Origin of the sequence: Pseudoalteromonas sp. T1lg75, from assembly GCF_002964705.1 — a bacterium.
Taxonomy (GTDB): Bacteria; Pseudomonadota; Gammaproteobacteria; order Enterobacterales; family Alteromonadaceae; genus Pseudoalteromonas.
In genome coordinates, this window is sequence record NZ_PQCD01000022.1 from 134575 (window position 1) to 152813 (window position 18239).

An 18239-nucleotide genomic window follows, 5' to 3' on the forward strand; every position below is an offset into this window, starting at 1 on the left:
TTGTTTCAAGTTGCGAGATTGCAACAGGCCCTATAAAACCTAGTCCTAGTTAGTGAGTCTGTCTATTCCTGCCGTAAAGCTCCACTATAAGGTAAGTCGCATAATCATTACTCGGTACCAATGAAGCCGCCTGTTTGATGCGCCCACAGCTGTGCATAAATGCCGCCGGCGGCGATCAATTCTTGGTGTGTGCCTTGTTCAACAATGTGACCCTTATCCATCACCACCAGGCGATCCATTTGCGCTATGGTCGATAGACGGTGGGCGATGGCAATGACCGTTTTATCCTGCATCAGGGTATCTAAACTGGCTTGAATCGCGGCTTCAACCTCGGAGTCAAGGGCGGAAGTAGCCTCATCGAGTACCAAGATAGGAGCGTCTTTAAGCAGCACGCGGGCTATAGCAATACGTTGGCGCTGACCGCCGGAGAGCTTAACTCCACGCTCGCCCACCTGAGCATCCAGGCCCTTATTGCCCTTGCTGTCTTCAAGTTCTCCGATAAATTCCCAGGCCTTGGCTTGCTTGGCGGCATTGATGATCTGCTCGTCGCTGGCATCGGCCAAGCCATAGCCGATATTTTCGCGTACACTGCGGTGTAACAGGGCGGTGTCCTGCGATACCATGGCGATATGCTGGCGCAGGCTTTCCTGGGTAACGCTGTCGATTGGTTGATTGTCGATGCTGATGGAGCCTTGCTCAACGTCATAAAAGCGTAGTAAGAGGTTAACCAAGGTCGATTTGCCGGCGCCGGAGCGCCCAACCACACCGACTTTCTCGCCAGCGCGAATGTGCAAGTCTAACCCCGCCAGAACGCTGTGCTGTTCATCCTGCTGGGCCTTGCCATAGTTGAAACTGATACCATTAAAGCTAATGGCGCCGGATGTTACCTTGAGCTCTTTGGCATCGGGTTTGTCTTCAATGGCGATGGGCTGAGTGAGGGTACTCATGCCATCGGTAACGGTACCAATATTTTCAAACAGGGCGCTTATTTCCCACATGATCCACTGAGCCATGCCGTTTAGACGCAAGGCTAGGCTTACGGCTATTGCGATGGCGCCGACGCTGATAGCACTTAAAGACCAGAGGTAAATAGACAGCGCCGCCGTAATGGCCACCAAGGTATAGTTGAGCACCTGGACACTGACTTGTAATCCGGTGGCCAAACGCATCTGGCGATAGACGGGGTCTAGGAATAGCTCCATCGATTCCTTGGCGTAGCGCTCCTCGGTCGACGAATGTGAGAAGAGCTTAATTGTGGAAATATTGGTATAGCTGTCAACGATGCGCCCGGTCATTTGCGAGCGTGCCTCGGCCTGCTGCTCGGCAACGCGTTTCAAACGAGGAATAAAATAGCGTTGGATACAGGCGTAGCCTACCAGCCACATCAGCATGGGCGCGATTAGGCGCCAGTCCGCCTGACCAATAAACAGTAGCATAGCGGAAAAATAAACCAGTATGTATACGGCCACATCTAGCAGTTTGATCACGGTTTCCCTTACCGCCAGGGAGGTTTGCATCACCTTGGTGGCTATGCGCCCGGCAAAGTCGTCCTGATAAAAGCTCATGCTTTGGCGCAGCAGGTAGCGGTGCGCCAACCAGCGAATCGACATGGGGTAATTACCAAGTAAGGCCTGATGTAACACGGCAGAATGCACAAAAACCAAAACGGGTAGGATGACCAGGGTCAGTATGCCCATAAACCAGAGCTTAGCACTGTCTTTTGCGAACAATTCTTCGGGGGTGGTCTGATTAAGCCAATCGACCAGCTGGCCCATAAAGCTAAACAGGGAGACTTCAATCACAGCTAACAGCGCAGCACTGGTCGACATAACAGCCAGCGGCCATTCCATTCCTCGGGTGTAATAACGACAAAATGCCAGCAGACCTTTGGGCGGCGCTTGCGTGGTGCGCTCGGGGAAAGGGCGGGTTAGCTTTTCAAAAAATGTAAACATAAGACCATAAACAACTAATTCCGTTAATGGCGCAGTGTAGCGGCTTTAAAAAGAGCTGCCTAGGGTCTGTTGACCTTTGTTGTTCGTTTCTGCAGCAGCTTGTAGTGTATTTATACAAGGCGGCATATGTGTGGTGTACTAATATACATGAACATGTAACAACACAGTAGAAATGCTCTACAAGCGCTGCCCTATGGGTTCATCTAAACGCATCCTGCTCTGTGTTGCTCGTTACTGACATAGAATAACTATGCTGTATAACGAGCGTCGTGATCAGAATGCGTTTGGATTGAGCATAAAGTAAACCGCAAAGATAAACAGACCCCAACCATGACGCGTGGCAATTCGGCAACAGTGTGCGGCTTAGGTTATTAATTACTGATACTTGGAAGATAAGAAAGGCCCCGGTATTGGGGCCTTCGGGCTTATACAGCTAACGCTTGCTGTGCTTTTAGCTTTTCAATCATTTGCTCACGCATCTTGAACTTTTGTAGCTTGCCGGTCACAGTCATTGGATATTCCTCGACAATTTCTATGTACTTGGGAATTTTAAAATAAGCGAGGTGCTCCTTAAGATAATCACTCACCTGCTGCTCGTCGAGGTAATGACCGTCTTTAAGTTTCAGCCACAAACATACTTGCTCACCGAATTTATCATCAGGAATACCGAAGACGGCGGCATCGCTGATGGCGTCATGCAGATAAAGTAACTCTTCAATTTCGCGCGGGTAGATGTTCTCGCCGCCACGGATGATCATGTCCTTAATGCGTCCGACGATGGTGACATAGCCTTGCTCGTCCATAACCCCGAGATCGCCGGAGTGGAGCCAGCCTTGCTCGTCTATCGTGGCCTTGGTTTTCGTGGCATCGCCCCAATAACCCTGCATCACGCAATAACCACGGGCGCATATTTCCCCAGTGGTGCCGATGGCGGCGATATCGCCGCGCTCATCGATGATTTTTACCTCGGTGTGGGCCATGGCGCGACCTACGGTTTCAACCTGTTTCTCGATGGGCGAGTCTATTTCCGTAATATGATTAATGGGGCTGCATTCGGTTTGCCCGTAACCGATCAACACTTGGGTCATGTTAAATTGGCTATGGACCTTACGCATTAATTCCTGCGGGCAAGTGGCGCCGGCCATCACTCCGGTGCGCAGGGTACTGAGATCAAACTGCGCGAACTCGGGTAACTCTAGCTGGGCGATAAACATGGTCGGTACACCATGCAGGGCGGTGCAGCGCTCTTGCTCCACGGTTTGCAAGGTGGTAAGCGGCTCAAACGAAGGGCTCGGATAGATGGCGCAAGCGCCACTGGCAACGCATACCAGGTTGCCCAGCACCATGCCAAAACAGTGGTACAAGGGCACAGGAATGCACAAGCGGTCGGTTTCGCTAAATTGCATGGCGCGCGCAACGAGCAGGGCGTTATTGAGAATGTTGCTATGACTCAGGGTTGCGCCCTTGGGGTTACCCGTTGTTCCAGACGTAAACTGAATATTGATGGCGTCATCCGGGCTTAATCGGCCCGCCAGGTCATGCATTTGCTGATAATGTTGTGCTTGTCCCAAGTTCTGAAGTTTAGAAAAGGGAAGCATGCCGGCGCGCTCTTTTTCACCTATGCTGATGACGCCCGTTAATGACGGCAGCTTAGCAATGGCACCCTGGTGGTGTGAGTCTTGCAATTCCGGCGCCAGTTGATAAAGCATTTCTACGTAATTAGAAGCCTTAAATTGCTGTGCCATTACCAGGAATTTCACTTCAACATTATTGAGAGCAAACTCCAATTCATGGGGCCGGTAAGCGGGGTTTAAACACACCATAATGGCGCCAATTTTGGCGGTCGCCATTTGAATCAGTGACCATTCAATATTATTGGGAGACCAAATACCCACTCTATCGCCGGGCTGCACTCCAAGTGCCAGCAATCCGGTGGCCACCCGCTCTATTTCTTCAAGATAACGGCGATAGGTCCAGCGAATGTTTTGATGCCGTACCACGATGGCCTCATGGTCTGGGAAGGTGTCGACAACGCTCTGTAGATAGTCGCCTATGGTGAGATCACTTAAGCTTACCTCGCTACTACCTTGATACGCACTGCTGGTAAGAGGAAATTGCGGTTTTAAATGCATGGGCATACTTAGCCTCCTTGGCGCAAAATGAATTTATCTCAATCAATTCTTACTAACCAATGAAACATAGATTGTCGACACATTCCATCAAAAAAGACGGTTTAGGCCTTGTTTGCGACTAAAGGTGTAGATGGGTGTCGACAAATAAAAACGGACAGAGCGGGGGGAGGTATATGGAAACTGAGGAAATAGAGGATAAATCAATACGGCGGGAAGCTGGGCCCAGTACAGTTGTGCCTGGGCCGTGTAAGTTCGAGTATTAGAAGAGCAGTATTTTAAAGCCGATCAAGATCAACACCACACCGCCGAGTAATTCTGCTTTACTTTCTAACCAGGTGCCGCTGCGCGCGCCAACGAAGACACCGGCAAAACTGAATATCAAGGTGACGACACCAATAATTGCACAGGCCAGCATGGGGTGCACATCGAGTAGGGTTAAGGTAAAGCCCGCAGCCATGGCATCGATACTGGTGGCAATGGCAAGAATCAATAGTACCTTGTGGGTGATTTGGGCAATGTCCTCTTCAATGCCTTCACTAAGGGCTTCATAAATCATTTTCGCACCGATAAGGAGCAACAGACCGAAGGCTATCCAGTGAGCATAGGCATCCACCCAACCCAACACGCCTTTACCACCGAGGTAACCAATTAACGGCATCAAGCCCTGAAATAAACCAAAATAAACGCCGGCTTTAAGTGCCAACGAGCGGGTTAAGCTGGTGTGTTTTGAGCCAAGCCCGATGGACACTGCAAAGGCGTCCATGCTTAGGGCCACGGCCAATATAAAAACTTCAATCATCTGAAAACTCGTTATTTGTTAGGTCTTAGAATAAGTGACTACACATAAAAAAGGCCGCTTGAAAAAGCGACCCAGTAGCATGTAATTTTTGGCGCTTATTCCTTGGCGTAGGTGCGCTGCATTATATACACATAAGCCGTGATAAATGCTTGTTCTTGGAATTTCTTCAAGCCAGTTTCTTCAAAATCGATAGGAACAGGGTTGCGCTTCAATTGCTCTTTCATGGTGGTGGCATTAAGTACACACACATCTAGGTCGGGAATAAGTTGCAGCGCTGTTTCCATTTTAAAACCAACGGCACCACCGGCGAACTTGCCCTTTTGTGGGCGACCTTTAATGGCAATTGAATCAACGCCATAGTCTTCCATCAGCTTTTTAAAATCGCGGTAAAACTTTTGTACTTGTTCCGTGTCGTCGGCGTCACTGAGTACAAAACGTGTTTGTCGTACGTCGCGAATGTCGAAAACGTCATTGTCTTTTGATAATAAGCACAGCAGCACTTCGCTGCCTTTTATTTCTACACCACAGGTATTCATGTTATATCGCCTTTGTATTCAATGGCATCTAGTATATCAGAGATGGTGTAAAAACAATGGAATAAAATTATTCCCTTAGCCTTGAATTTGTATGCAGGGCACGCGAGAATAGCCGCTTGCGCTCATACTCGGGCGCAACAACATCATCGCAATGCTTGTTGGTATAAGCGTTGATTATGAATTAAATCGATTAAATATAACTTACTACATGTGGCGCGGCGTAGGTGTCACCACTGTAAAAGGATTAAACATGCCTGTAATTACTCTTCCTGACGGTAGTCAGCGTATTTTTGATAACCCAGTCTCAACTTTGGATGTGGCCCTTGATATCGGTCCTGGCCTTGCTAAAGCCACCATCGCCGGTCGTGTAAACGGCGAGCGCGTTGATGCCTGTGACCTAATCACCGAAGATGCGCGTTTAGAAATTATCACCGCCAAAGACGAAGATGGTTTAGAAATTATTCGCCACTCGTGTGCTCACCTTATTGGCCACGCCATTAAGCAGCTTTACCCGGACGCCAAAATGGCCATTGGTCCGACAATCGACAACGGTTTCTATTACGATGTTGATATGGAGCACTCGCTGACCCAAGAAGATCTTGAAGCGCTAGAAAAGCGCATGCATGAGCTTGCCAAAACAAAATACGACGTTGTGAAGAAGGTCGTCAGCTGGCAAGAAGCGCGCGATGCTTTTGCAGCGCGTGGCGAAACCTACAAGATGGAAATCCTTGACGAGAATATCTCTAAAGATGACCGTCCGGGCCTATACCATCACGAAGAGTATGTCGACATGTGTCGCGGTCCACACGTACCAAACATGTCGTTCTGTCAGCACTTCAAACTAATGAAGGTGGCCGGCGCATACTGGCGTGGCGACTCAGACAACAAGATGCTACAGCGTATCTACGGCACCGCCTGGGGCGATAAAAAGCAACTTAAAGGTTACTTGCAGCGCCTTGAAGAAGCGGAAAAGCGTGATCACCGTAAGATAGGTAAAGCCCTTGATTTATGGCACTGGCAAGAAGAAGCGCCTGGCATGGTGTTTTGGCATAACGATGGCTGGAGCATTTACCGCGAACTAGAGGACTTCGTTCGTGAAAAATTACGCGAGTACGATTACGAAGAAGTAAAAGGCCCATTGATGATGGACCGTGTACTGTGGGAAAAGTCGGGCCACTGGGACAAATATGGCGATGCTATGTTTACCACCGAGTCGGAAAAGCGCGAATACGCCATTAAACCGATGAACTGTCCGGGACACGTACAAATTTTTAACCAAGGTTTGAAATCGTACCGCGACCTGCCACTGCGTATGGCCGAGTTTGGTTGTTGTCACCGTAATGAGCCATCGGGTGCCCTGCACGGTTTGATGCGTGTGCGCGGCTTTACCCAGGATGATGCCCATATCTTCTGTACCGAAGAGCAGATCCTCGACGAAGTAGCAGCCTGTATCGACATGGTGTATGACACATACTCCACATTCGGTTTTGAAAAAATCGTGGTTAAATTATCAACTCGTCCAGAGCAACGTATCGGTGAGGATGCGCTTTGGGGTAGAGCCGAGCAAGCGCTTGCCCAAGCACTAACAGATAAGAATATTGAATTTGAATATCTGCCGGGTGAGGGCGCCTTCTACGGACCAAAAATTGAGTTTACGCTTTATGATTGTTTGGAACGTGCATGGCAGTGTGGTACTGTGCAGCTAGACTTTATGTTGCCGGGCCGTTTAGGAGCAACTTATGTTGCTGAAAATAACGACCGTCGCACGCCGGTAATGATCCACCGTGCGATTCTCGGTTCAATCGAGCGCTTTATCGGTATTTTGACCGAAGAATATGCCGGCTTATTCCCAACCTGGTTGGCGCCAAAGCAGGTGGTATTGATGAATATCACCGATAAGCAGGCGGATTATGTGCAAGAAGTTGTACAAAAATTAAATAAACTGGGCATTCGTGCCGCAGCCGACTTGAGAAATGAGAAAATTGGCTTTAAAATTCGCGAACATACTTTAAAACGTATACCTTACTTATTAGTTGTTGGCGACAAAGAAGTTGAACAACAAGAAGTCGCAGTGAGGACACGTACAGGTGAAGACCTGGGCAAGTTTAAAGTCGATGACTTTATTACAAAAATCGCAGATGAAATTAAGAATAGACGCTAGTCTGTGATGGAAAAAGGGTGTGCCAAATACTGACGGTAACACCCTTTTTTGTTTTTAATATTCTTGGAGGAACGTACCATTAGAGGCGGAAAAAAGGGTCAACAAACGACTCAAAAAAATCGTATTAACGAAGACATCACGGCAAAAGAAGTTCGACTAATTGGCTTTGACGGTGAGCAAGCAGGCATTGTGTCTTTAAGTGAAGCGTTGTCATTGGCGGAAGAAGCTGGTGTCGATCTCGTTGAGATCAGCCCTAATGCTGAGCCACCTGTTTGTAAGGTTATGGACTACGGTAAGTTCATTTTCGAGAAAAGCAAGGCACAAAAAGAACAGAAGAAGAAGCAAAAGCAAATCCAGATTAAGGAAGTTAAATTCCGTCCGGGTACTGACATTGGTGACTACCAGGTTAAGCTTCGTAACCTTCGCAAGTTCTTAGAAGCTGGCGATAAAGCGAAAGTAACTATCCGCTTCCGTGGCCGTGAAATGGCCCACCAAGAGATCGGCATCGAGCTTCTAAACCGCATCAAGACGGATTTAGAAGATTTGGCAACCTGCGAGTCTTTCCCTAAGAAAGTCGAAGGTCGTCAAATGATTATGATGCTAGCGCCGGTGGCTAAAAAATAGTATACTGCGCGCCTTAAGATTTAGTGCAGGTTTACAAGCTACTTGAATTGCTTCGGTAATTTATTTAGCACCTGTATCTATCCGGTTGAAAGTAAGGGACTTTTTAAGTCCCTTCACCGGTTTTGGGAGTAAGTTAGGCCACTAAAGTGTCAGCGTAAGCTGGACGCCTGCTTGCTAAATTTAAGCAATATCAATTGGAGTTATTGCAATGGCTTATAAGCTAAAAACACACCGTGGCGCCGCTAAGCGCTTCAAGAAAACTGCTTCTGGCGGTTTTAAGCGTAAACAAGCGCACCTTCGTCACATTCTGACCAAGAAAACCTCTAAGCGTAAGCTTCACCTACGTCCTAAGCTAATGGTTCACAAGAACGACCACGGCTTAGTTTCTCGTATGTTACCATTCGCTTAATAGGGGTATAGAATAATGGCAAGAGTAAAACGCGGTACTATCGCGCGCGCACGTCACAAGAAAGTTTTAAAGCAAGCTAAAGGTTACTACGGTGCACGTTCACGTGTTTACCGCGTAGCTTTCCAAGCGGTTACTAAAGCGGGTCAATACGCTTACCGTGACCGTCGTGCGAAGAAACGTACTTTCCGTCAACTATGGATTGCTCGTATCAACGCTGCAGCTCGTCAAAATGGTTTGTCTTACAGCCGTTTCATCAACGGTCTTAAGAAGACTTCTGTAGAGATCGACCGTAAGATCCTTGCAGACATCGCTGTTTATGACCAAACTGCATTCGCAGCACTAGTTGCTAAGGCTAAAGAAGGCCTAGAAGCTTAATTTGTGCTAGCAGAGAAAGGAGCCGATTGGCTCCTTTTTTATTGCCTGAAATTCCCGTTAACGGGATTTGGTTAAGACCCAGTCCATCCAGCTAATAGGCAAAATTCTTCTCAAAAAGCCGAATAAATAGGTTGGGGTAGTGACATAATACCTTGCCTGTGGTCGTTGCGACTCCAAGGCATGGACCAAGCGCTTATAAACAGCCTCCGGGCCCAAAGTAAAGGGTTGCGGCCCAGTGGCCGATTCCAACCGGCGTTGTTGCGCCAAGTAGTTTTCCCGGTGTGCGCTCGTTTCAATATTTATCCCCGAGGTTAAAAAAGCCTGTAGGGCATTATCGCGAAATTTCGAGGTAATGGGTCCGGGCTCAATCAGCGACACCTGCACGCCGCTGCCTTTAAGCTCCAATCTCAGGGTGTCTGTTAGACCTTCCAAGGCAAACTTACTGGCGTTGTAGGCGCCGCGATAGGGTAAGGTCACCAAGCCCAACACCGACGAGTTTTGAATAATGCGGCCATGGCCTTGTTGGCGCATTATTTTACAGGCCAACTGGGTGAGGTGGTGCCAGCCAAACACATTGGTTTCAAATTGCTTGCGTAGCGCCTCTACGGGTAAGTCTTCTACGGCTCCGGGTTGACCATAGGCGCCATTATTAAAGAGTGCATCGAGTTTACCGCCACTTTGGGCAAGTGCCTCGTTAAAGCCGCTTTCTATGGATTGCGGATCGCTGTAATCAAGCTGAACACAGGTAATGCCCTCGGCGTTGAGTTTACGAACGTCCTCTAAGGCACGACAGCTGGCTATGACCTTATAGCCACGCTTTAGTAATTGTTGCGCGCAGTAATATCCTATGCCGCTGGAGCAGCCGGTGATAAGTATGGTTTTCATGGTTTGATTTTATGCTGTATACATCCTTTGCGAGCAAACTACCATTTCATCGCAGCCCTCGCCAGTGTTTGTTTATCCTTGTTATACTCAAACCCACTTATAAGAATAACAAGAGCTTATTATGCTAACGTCTTTATTACTTAGCGCTGCCCTAAGCCAAGATGCGCACCTACCACCTTTAATTTCTTGGCACGGAGACAGCGAAGTGCTGATGCAAAGTGACGGTCCCTTACAGACCGACTTTGAGCGCTCCGGTGGTGTTGACTCACCAAATTATGAAAACACCATGGCGTATTTGGCACAGCTGGTGAAGGCAAATAGCGCACAGTTCCATACGGTGACTATAGGCAAAAGCGATGCCGGGCGAGATATTCGCATGCTGATTGCCACCGAGCATGGATTGAGCTCCGCCGAGCAGCTTGTTGCGGATAACAAACCCACCTTGCTTATTCAAGCGGGTATACACAGCGGTGAAATCGACGGCAAAGACGCAGGTTTTATGCTGCTTCGCGATATCGCCAAGGGTCATCGCCCGGACATACTAAAAAGTGTCAATCTGCTGTTTATTCCTATTCTCAATGTCGATGGTCATGAACGCCGTAGTGCCTTTAATCGCATAAACCAACGTGGCCCGAACATCATGGGCTTTCGCACCAACGGCCAAAATCTTAATTTAAACCGTGACTACACCAAGCTGGACACTCCGGGTATTCGCGCCATCGCTCATGTTGTTAATACTTATCAGCCGGACCTCTATATTGACGTTCATGTCACCGATGGCGCCGATTATCAGTACGATATTACCTATGGTTATAACCCCAGCTTTGCCAGCAGCACGCCCAAGGTGACGCAGGCTCTGGACAAGTGGGTCGCTCCGGTTATCGATGCCAAGCTGCAAAAGCAGGGGCATATACCAGGGCCTTTGGTGTTTGTGATGGATAAAATGGAATTTTCAAAAGGCCTGGCCGGTTGGGTTGCCGGGCCCAGGTATTCGAATGGCTGGGGGGAGTTGCGTCATCTGCCCACCATTTTGGTTGAGAACCATTCCTTAAAGCCCTACAAACAGCGCGTGCTTGGCACCTATGTGCTGTTGGACGGGGCAATTGAAGCCTTAGCAAGACACGGTGAGCAAATTGATAAGGCGGTTGCGGACTCGATTAACACCAGTTACAAAGAGCTGGTCGTTGCACGAGACTATGCCAGTGAGCCAGACTCTATATCCTTTAAGGGGATCGCCTACGAGCATTATACCAGTGCGGTTACCGGTTCCCGCGAGGTACGCTACCTAGGGGAAGCTCAGGAGTATGAAAGTTTGCCTATTTACTGGCAAAAAGAGGTGAAAACCAAGGTGGCAATTCCCAAGGCCTTTTATATTCCTCGTCAATACGCCGAAACCTTGACGGTGCTGAGCCTTCAAGGGGTTAAATTAGAAGCCGTGAGCGAGCCTCTCACACTCGCATTACGCCAAGCGCAGATAACTAGCTACGAGTTTGCCAAGGCGCCATTTGAAGGGCGCTTTCGCGTAACCCCCGAGCTTGAATACACCCAGGTTAACGTCAGGCTTGATAACAATTGGGTAAAAGTCGACACAGATCAGAAGCTCGGCCTGTTGGCCACCCATATACTGCACCCGGATGCTCCGGATTCCTTATTGCAGTGGGGCTTTTTCCATACCCTTTTTCAGCGTACCGAGTATGTTGAGAATTATGCCTTGGCTCCCTACGCAGCGCAGCTGTTAGCTAGCGATGAGGAAATCAGAGTCAAGTTTGAACAAAAGCTAAAAGATCCTAGTTTTGCTCAGGATGCCGAAGCACGTCGCGCTTGGCTTTACCAGCAAAGCCCGTATTATGATCAGCAATATTTGAATTACCCCGTTTTAATGCAGTACGAAAACGAATAGATAACGAGCTATGACAATTAAAATACTAACGGTGCCGGTGACACCGTTTCAGCAAAATTGCCGTATTCTGGTGTGTGAGAGCACCAAGAAAGCGGCTATCGTGGACCCGGGCGGCGATGCGCAAAAAATCGTAGCCATCTTGAATGAGCATGGACTTAAGCCTGAGGCCATTTGGCTCACCCATGGTCATCTGGATCATGTGGGGGCCGCCGATGAGTTGGCTAAAGCTTACAGCGTAGAGATTATCGGCCCCCATAAAGACGAGCAGTTTTGGTTTGATGCGCTGCCACAGCAGGCACAGATGTTTGGGTTTTCGCCTCGTCCTGCTTTTCTACCGACACAATGGTTGAGCCATGGTGATACCTTAAGTTTAGGTAACCTCAGTTTTGAGGTACGTCATTGCCCCGGACATACCCCAGGCCATGTCATTTTTGTGGAGCACGCACAAAAGCAGGTACTGGTAGGGGATGTGATTTTTAAAGGGTCAATTGGGCGCACCGACTTTCCAAAGGGGGATGCACCCACATTGATTGCATCTATCAAGAGTCAGGTATTGTCTTTGCCGGATGATTTTGTCATCTTAAGTGGTCATGGTGAAAACACCACGGTGGGCCAGGAACGCGCCACTAACCCTTTTATCAGTGGACGTTTTGGCTAACTTGAATCGGTTTCGGCCCTAAAAAAAAAGACGATCCCCGCAGGATTGTGTATAATTTTACCTAATTAAAGAAAGAATAAGAAAAATCAATGTCATTAAATCAAGTTGATCGCCAGATACTGGCGCTATTGCAGCAAGATGCAAGTCTCTCTACTGCAGAAATTGCCGATCAAGTCGGCTTGTCGCAATCGCCTTGTTGGCGCCGTATTGCCCGTTTAGAGCAAGAAGGGTACATCAAGGGGAAGGTGGCTTTACTCGATGAGAAAAAGCTCGGCTTTGATATGCTGGTGTATGCTCACGTGCGTTTATCTAACCACGGCCGCGATCAATTGGCACAGTTTGAAGAGCTCATCATGAGCTATGACGAGGTCACCGAGTGTTATACCATGGCCGGAACCATGGACTTTATGCTGCGTATTATCTCTAAAGGCATAGAGGGGTATGAATTGTTTGTGCGCGACAATTTACTCAGTCTGCCTTATGTACAAGAGGTACACTCCAACGTCACCATGACCTGCGTAAAACGCTCCACTTCTTTACCTCTGTAAGCTTACTTCTTAGGCGATCGTTACGGTCGCCTAACTCTTTGCTGAATTGTTAATTTCTCTTTGTTTTGCTAGAATCTGCACCCCTTTCGCAGCTTGTTTCTAATCGCACCGCAAACGAGGAATGAATGTTTAACTTACTCAGCAAAGCTCCTAGCTCTGCTAAAAACGATATCCTATCGGGATTAACCGTTGCCTTGGCATTGGTACCCGAAGCCGTGGCCTTTGCCTTTGTAGCTCAGGTAGACCCTCTTGTTGGCTTATACGCCGCCTTTATCGTCGGTTTGATCACCTCTCTAATTGGTGGCCGCCCTGGCATGATCTCCGGTGCAACCGGCGCTTTGGCCGTGGTGATGACCTCGTTAGTTATTACCCATGGTGTCGAATATCTGTTTGCGACTGTGCTGCTGATGGGTCTCTTACAGATCCTGGCGGGCGTATTTAAGCTCGGCAAATTTATTCGCATGGTGCCCCATCCGGTCATGCTGGGCTTTGTGAATGGCTTGGCCATTGTAATTTTCCTCGCTCAGCTAGGACAATTTAAGGTCCTGGGTGACGATGGGCAAATGCAGTGGATGCAGGGCGAACTCATGTATACCATGTTAGGCCTAGTGGCTTTAACCATGGCCATCATTCATTTCTTACCGAAACTAACAACGGCCATTCCATCAAGCCTTGCTGCTATCGTGGTGGTCACAGGTTTAGTGCTGGGCTTAGATCTGGAAGCACGCACCGTTATCGACTTTGTTAAAGATATGACCGGCGATAGCGCCGCAACCATAGCCGGTGGCTTCCCCGAGTTCCATATCCCGCAAGTACCATTTAACCTTGAAACCCTGAAGATCATTCTGCCTTACGCTGTGATTTTGGCGGCCATTGGTTTGATCGAGTCGCTTCTGACCTTAACTCTGATCGACGAAATTACCGATACCCGCGGCCATAGTAATAAAGAGTGTGTGGGTCAGGGCGCGGCAAACGTAACCTGCGGTTTCTTCGGTGCCATGGGTGGTTGCGCCATGATAGGTCAATCGATGATCAATATTAATTCCGGTGGTCGTAGCCGTTTATCGGGTATTACCGCGGCATTGTTGCTCCTGGTCTTTATTCTATTTGCCGCCAGCTACATTGAAATGATCCCGCTTGCCGCGCTGGTTGGCGTTATGTTTATGGTGGTTATCGGCACCTTCGAATGGTCAAGCTTCCGTATTATGCGCAAGGTACCCAAATCCGATGCCTTCGTTATCTTCTTAGTGAGTGCGGTAACCGTAGCCACCGATCTGGCCATTGCCGTATGCGTGGGCATTATTGTCTCGGCCCTGGTCTTTGCATGGCAACATGCCAAACACATCTACACGGAAAGTTATGTCGATGAAGAAGGCTCTAAAGTGTACGAATTACATGGCCCCTTGTTCTTTGGTTCGGTGAAAAATTTCTTAGAATTGTTCGATATTAAGGACGATCCAAAAGACGTGATCATTGAGTTTAAACACAGCCGTGTGGCCGACCACAGTGCCATCGAAGCCATCGATACCTTGGCGGATAAATACACTAAGGCCGGTAAAACCTTGCACCTGCGCCATGTCAGCGCCGACTGTAAAGAGCTCTTACACAAAGCCCGTGATCTTGTGGAAATCAACGTAATTGAAGACCCCAAATATCGCGTTGCCTCGGACGAGCTAGGTTAAAACGCATTTCTAACCTAATCATAAGGCCAGCACTCCGCTGGCCTTTTTTATTCAGTTGCAATTAACCAGCCTATACATAGACTTAAAGCAATTCTTCAATAATGGGTACGACTATGAAACGACTAATTTCGGTGTTACTGACTTCCACCTTGGCGATGGGCGTAGCCTTTGGCGTGCAAGCGCAATCCATACCCGATGAGCCCCATTTACAGGTACGCGGCATTGGTGAGGTGTGGGCCACCCCGGATAAGGTGACCATAAATCTCAGCGTTAACGAACAAAGTATGGATGTGCTTGAAGCTAAACGCGCCGCAGACAGTAAACTGGCGAACATGATTATTGCGTTAAAAGAGCAGGGCATTGAAAGCAAGGATATTCATGCCAGCCAACTCAGCATCCACAGTAAAACCCGTTATAACCGTGACACGCAATCCAATGAGTTTGACGGCTATGAAGTAAGCCGTAATGTAAGTGTTATTCTGCGCCAAATCGATAACTATGCATCGGTTTTGCAGTTGTTGGTACAGCAAGGAGCCAATCAGGTAGGGCAATCCCATTTTGGTCTGAGTAATTACGACGAACTGTATAACCAAGCGCAACAGCAAGCCTTTAGTGATGCCAAGCAAAAAGCAAAAACCTATGCAGAGGGCTTTGATACTAAGGTGGGCAAAGTTTACAGCATTAACGTAATGAGCCATGACAGACCGATTCCATATCCGCGTGCGGAAATGAAAATGATGGTCAGTGCGGATGCCGCGCCCGGTGTCGAGCAAGCGTACAATGTTGGCGAGATCAAAGTCACCGCCTCGGTCAATGCGGTATTTTTACTGGATAATTAACCTAGAAAATAAACGCCGTGCGTAACCTCGCCGAAGGCAAAACCGCAAAGAGTTTTCCTTCGGCGCTTTTCTTTTAAATCAATTACCTGTACCTTCTAGCCTGATAATGTACTCAGGAGAGCAGACGTGATTGTTTCCATCTACGCCGCCATTTTAGCGCTGGTCTATTTGCAACTTAGTCTTTACGTGGTCAAAGAGCGCCGTCGTAGCCAACGTTCTATCGGCACCGGCGACAGCGAAGCTCTGCAACGTGCCGTACGCGCTCATGGTAACTTTATCGAGTATGTGCCGCTGGCCTTGCTACTGCTGTTTTTTAATGAGTATCAAGGACTCGCAAGTCACTACTGCCATGCTCTTGGGGTGACCTTAGTATTAGCACGATTAATTCATGCCAGTAATATTTCCCAGTTAGATGAAAATATCAAGGTGAGGGTAGTGAGCATGATGCTGACCTTCGCGGTGATATTAATTACCTCGGTGTCTTTATTGCTCGACGCCACCTTGGGTATTTATCTTTAATCTGAACCTTCGTTATCTTCTTGGCAAAATCAATGCCTTAGTATAAATAGTCGTCTAAAATTGCCCTTAAGCGTGATTCAAAATTACTAGCTCAAGGGCAAATTGATGACAGACATTCTTATTGTTGCCTGTATTTTTCTCATCTCCTCCATAGTGGCCGTTCCCATTGCCACGCGCTTTGGTTTGGGCTCCGTTCTTGGCTATCTGATAGCCGGAATTATCATTGCGCCCTTATTGGCGCTACTCAATATTGATCTGATATCCATTCAGCATGTCGCCGAATTTGGCGTAGTAATGATGCTATTTCTGGTCGGTTTAGAACTGGAGCCAAAAAAACTCTGGTCAATGCGCGCTCAGTTAATCGGTCTTGGGGGTGGGCAGGTGATACTCACGGCCTTGGCTATAATGGGCGCGGCCATGTTTTTGGGGTATTCATGGCAACTAGGCCTTAGTATCGGACTTATCTTAACCTTGTCATCCACAGCCATAGTATTACAGAGCTTGGCCGAGCGCTCAGAGCTTGATACCGAAGGTGGGAAGGCGACGTTTTCGGTATTACTCACCCAGGATATCGCCGTTATCCCTATTTTAGCGGTTTTACCCTTACTGGCCATGACCGATATAAGCGGCGCCGACATGGCTGGTGCACATGCTACGTCCCAACTAAACATACTAAGTGGATTAAATGGCTGGCAAAGCGCGTTAGTCGTGTTGGCTGCAGTGTTAGCCGTGGTAATAGGGGGCGCGTTCCTCACCGGACCCATCTTCAAATTTGTTGCCCAGGCTAGGTTAAGAGAGCTGTTTACCGCAACCGCTTTATTACTCGTAATTGGCATTGCGCTGATGATGACCTTAGTGGGGTTATCACCGGCGCTCGGTACCTTTATTGCGGGTGTGGTTTTAGCCAACTCACCCTATAAGCATGAACTTGAAAGCAACATTGAGCCATTTAAAGGGCTGTTGCTTGGGGTTTTCTTCATTACCGTGGGGGCGGGAATCAACTTTGGCCTATTGGCAGAGCAGTTTACTGTTATTGCACTAACCACGTTAGCTTTGATAGCCGTCAAGGTAGGCGTGCTCTTGGTCTTGGGCAGAATACTTGGCATCAAAGGCGCGGCACTTTGGCTCTTGGCATTGGGATTGGCGCAGGCCGGTGAATTTGGCTTTGTTTTACTGTCGTTTTCCGTTAGTAATCAGGTTATAGCAGCGGCCATGGCGGACCAACTCTTGCTAGTCGTAACCTTGTCCATGCTGATATCGCCTTTGCTTTTTATCCTTTACCAATATGTGATAGCGCCACGTTATGTGGTGGAAGGGAAAAGCCGTGAAGACCAGTTTCCGGAGCAAAGCCATGTTATTATTGCCGGCTCAGGTCGGGTTGGCGGTCTAGTGGATAGGATATTAAAAATCGGCGGGTTTCGTGCCACCGTGATTGACCATAACTATCACCATTTAGAAGCCATGGCCCGAGTCGGCGTGCATTATTTTTATGGTGATGCGACACGACCGGATTTACTTAACAGTGCCGGGATAGACAAAGCCAAGTTATTGGTCATCGCGTTAGACGACAAAGAACAAATCACCACGCTAACACACTATGTACTTCAAAATTACCCGCATGTTCATGTGCTAACTCGGGCGGTTGACCGACATCACGTTTATCAGTTGTGGGCATTGGGGTGCCGTGACATTATCCGCGAAACCTATGACAGCTCACTGCGCATGGGGCGCGCCGCGTATGAAGCGTTAGGAATTAAAAGCGAACAGGCGCAGCAAATCATTTCAAAGTTCGATGCCTATGATAAAAAAATGATGCGGGTCACTGCTGAGGCCTTTGATGCCAGTTTGCCATTTCAGGATAATGATGAGTACGTGAAGTTAGTGAAAGACTATATGCAGCAATACGCGCCGGAATTAAAAGAGTCTGTTGCAAGCATCATCAATACCGAGAAACAATCCAGTACCACCGACAAAGACACTTACGCTGACTCTAGAGACAGGCACTGAAATTAGGCAAAAAAATACCGTGGTAAATTCAGAGCAGGAAAAAGGGCTACGCAAACACATATCTTATTAAGGGGATAATGCTCTTTATTCATTTAAATACCCTATTTAACATAACATAAATTATAGGTGGTTATGGATTTTGCGCATCATGCTCGGTTCCTTCGCCTTCTAAATGTCCAATACTAGACGGTATCGGACATTTTCTTGTTTATT

Annotated in this window: 16 protein-coding genes; 11 read left to right on the top strand and 5 right to left on the bottom strand. The window is 48.1% G+C overall.

Going from position 1 to position 18239, the window contains the following annotated elements; genetic code table 11:
* Positions 1–107: 107 nt before the first annotated feature.
* The 4 genes from C2M36_RS05995 to C2M36_RS06010 form a co-directional block, all read right to left on the bottom strand.
* Positions 108–1952, bottom strand: a complete 1845-nt coding sequence (locus C2M36_RS05995; RefSeq protein ID WP_105254148.1) for an ABC transporter ATP-binding protein — start codon at positions 1950–1952, stop codon at positions 108–110.
* Between the two features lie 425 nt (positions 1953–2377).
* Positions 2378–4090, bottom strand: coding sequence for an AMP-binding protein (locus C2M36_RS06000; RefSeq protein ID WP_105254149.1), 1713 nt, complete (start codon positions 4088–4090; stop codon positions 2378–2380).
* A gap of 253 nt (positions 4091–4343) precedes the next feature.
* Positions 4344–4883: a manganese efflux pump MntP gene (locus C2M36_RS06005; RefSeq protein ID WP_105254150.1), complete on the bottom strand. Its 540-nt coding sequence runs from the start codon at positions 4881–4883 to the stop codon at positions 4344–4346.
* A gap of 95 nt (positions 4884–4978) precedes the next feature.
* Complete coding sequence (locus C2M36_RS06010; protein ID WP_105254151.1) at positions 4979–5419, bottom strand: DUF3010 family protein; 441 nt, start codon at positions 5417–5419, stop codon at positions 4979–4981.
* Between the two features lie 250 nt (positions 5420–5669).
* Between C2M36_RS06010 and thrS the strand changes: the two genes are divergently transcribed.
* From thrS to rplT, 4 genes are all read left to right on the top strand, one after another.
* Entirely contained in the window at positions 5670–7580 is a 1911-nt protein-coding gene (gene thrS, locus C2M36_RS06015) for a threonine--tRNA ligase (protein WP_105254152.1), read from the top strand.
* A gap of 63 nt (positions 7581–7643) precedes the next feature.
* Positions 7644–8204, top strand: coding sequence for a translation initiation factor IF-3 (gene infC, locus C2M36_RS06020; protein ID WP_105254259.1), 561 nt, complete (start codon positions 7644–7646; stop codon positions 8202–8204).
* A 208-nt stretch (positions 8205–8412) separates the two neighbouring features.
* Complete coding sequence (gene rpmI / locus C2M36_RS06025) at positions 8413–8613, top strand: 50S ribosomal protein L35 (protein WP_022944197.1); 201 nt, start codon at positions 8413–8415, stop codon at positions 8611–8613.
* 15 nt (positions 8614–8628) lie between these two features.
* A complete protein-coding gene (rplT, locus tag C2M36_RS06030; protein WP_105189760.1) occupies positions 8629–8988 on the top strand; it encodes a 50S ribosomal protein L20 in 360 nt (119 codons plus the stop codon).
* Between the two features lie 57 nt (positions 8989–9045).
* Here the strand turns inward: rplT and C2M36_RS06035 are convergent, their stop codons facing one another.
* Complete coding sequence (locus C2M36_RS06035; RefSeq protein WP_105254153.1) at positions 9046–9873, bottom strand: SDR family oxidoreductase; 828 nt, start codon at positions 9871–9873, stop codon at positions 9046–9048.
* Positions 9874–9994: 121 nt separating this feature from the next.
* Here C2M36_RS06035 and C2M36_RS06040 point away from each other — a divergent pair, with 121 nt between their 5' ends.
* The 7 genes from C2M36_RS06040 to C2M36_RS06070 all read left to right on the top strand — a co-directional run bounded on the left by C2M36_RS06040 (position 9995) and on the right by C2M36_RS06070 (position 18026).
* On the top strand, positions 9995–11773 hold the full coding sequence (locus C2M36_RS06040; RefSeq protein ID WP_105254154.1) for a M14 family metallopeptidase: 1779 nt from the start codon (positions 9995–9997) through the stop codon (positions 11771–11773).
* A gap of 16 nt (positions 11774–11789) precedes the next feature.
* Positions 11790–12431, top strand: coding sequence for an MBL fold metallo-hydrolase (locus C2M36_RS06045; RefSeq protein WP_105254260.1), 642 nt, complete (start codon positions 11790–11792; stop codon positions 12429–12431).
* Positions 12432–12520: 89 nt separating this feature from the next.
* Positions 12521–12979 (top strand): Lrp/AsnC family transcriptional regulator, encoded by a 459-nt coding sequence (locus tag C2M36_RS06050; RefSeq protein ID WP_105254155.1) that lies wholly within the window; start codon positions 12521–12523, stop codon positions 12977–12979.
* 125 nt (positions 12980–13104) lie between these two features.
* Entirely contained in the window at positions 13105–14661 is a 1557-nt protein-coding gene (locus C2M36_RS06055; RefSeq protein WP_105254156.1) for a SulP family inorganic anion transporter, read from the top strand.
* A 113-nt stretch (positions 14662–14774) separates the two neighbouring features.
* On the top strand, positions 14775–15500 hold the full coding sequence (locus C2M36_RS06060; RefSeq protein WP_158678860.1) for an SIMPL domain-containing protein: 726 nt from the start codon (positions 14775–14777) through the stop codon (positions 15498–15500).
* A gap of 126 nt (positions 15501–15626) precedes the next feature.
* A complete protein-coding gene (locus tag C2M36_RS06065; protein WP_105254158.1) occupies positions 15627–16019 on the top strand; it encodes an MAPEG family protein in 393 nt (130 codons plus the stop codon).
* 105 nt (positions 16020–16124) lie between these two features.
* Positions 16125–18026 (top strand): cation:proton antiporter domain-containing protein, encoded by a 1902-nt coding sequence (locus tag C2M36_RS06070; protein WP_105254159.1) that lies wholly within the window; start codon positions 16125–16127, stop codon positions 18024–18026.
* Positions 18027–18239: the final 213 nt, after the last annotated feature.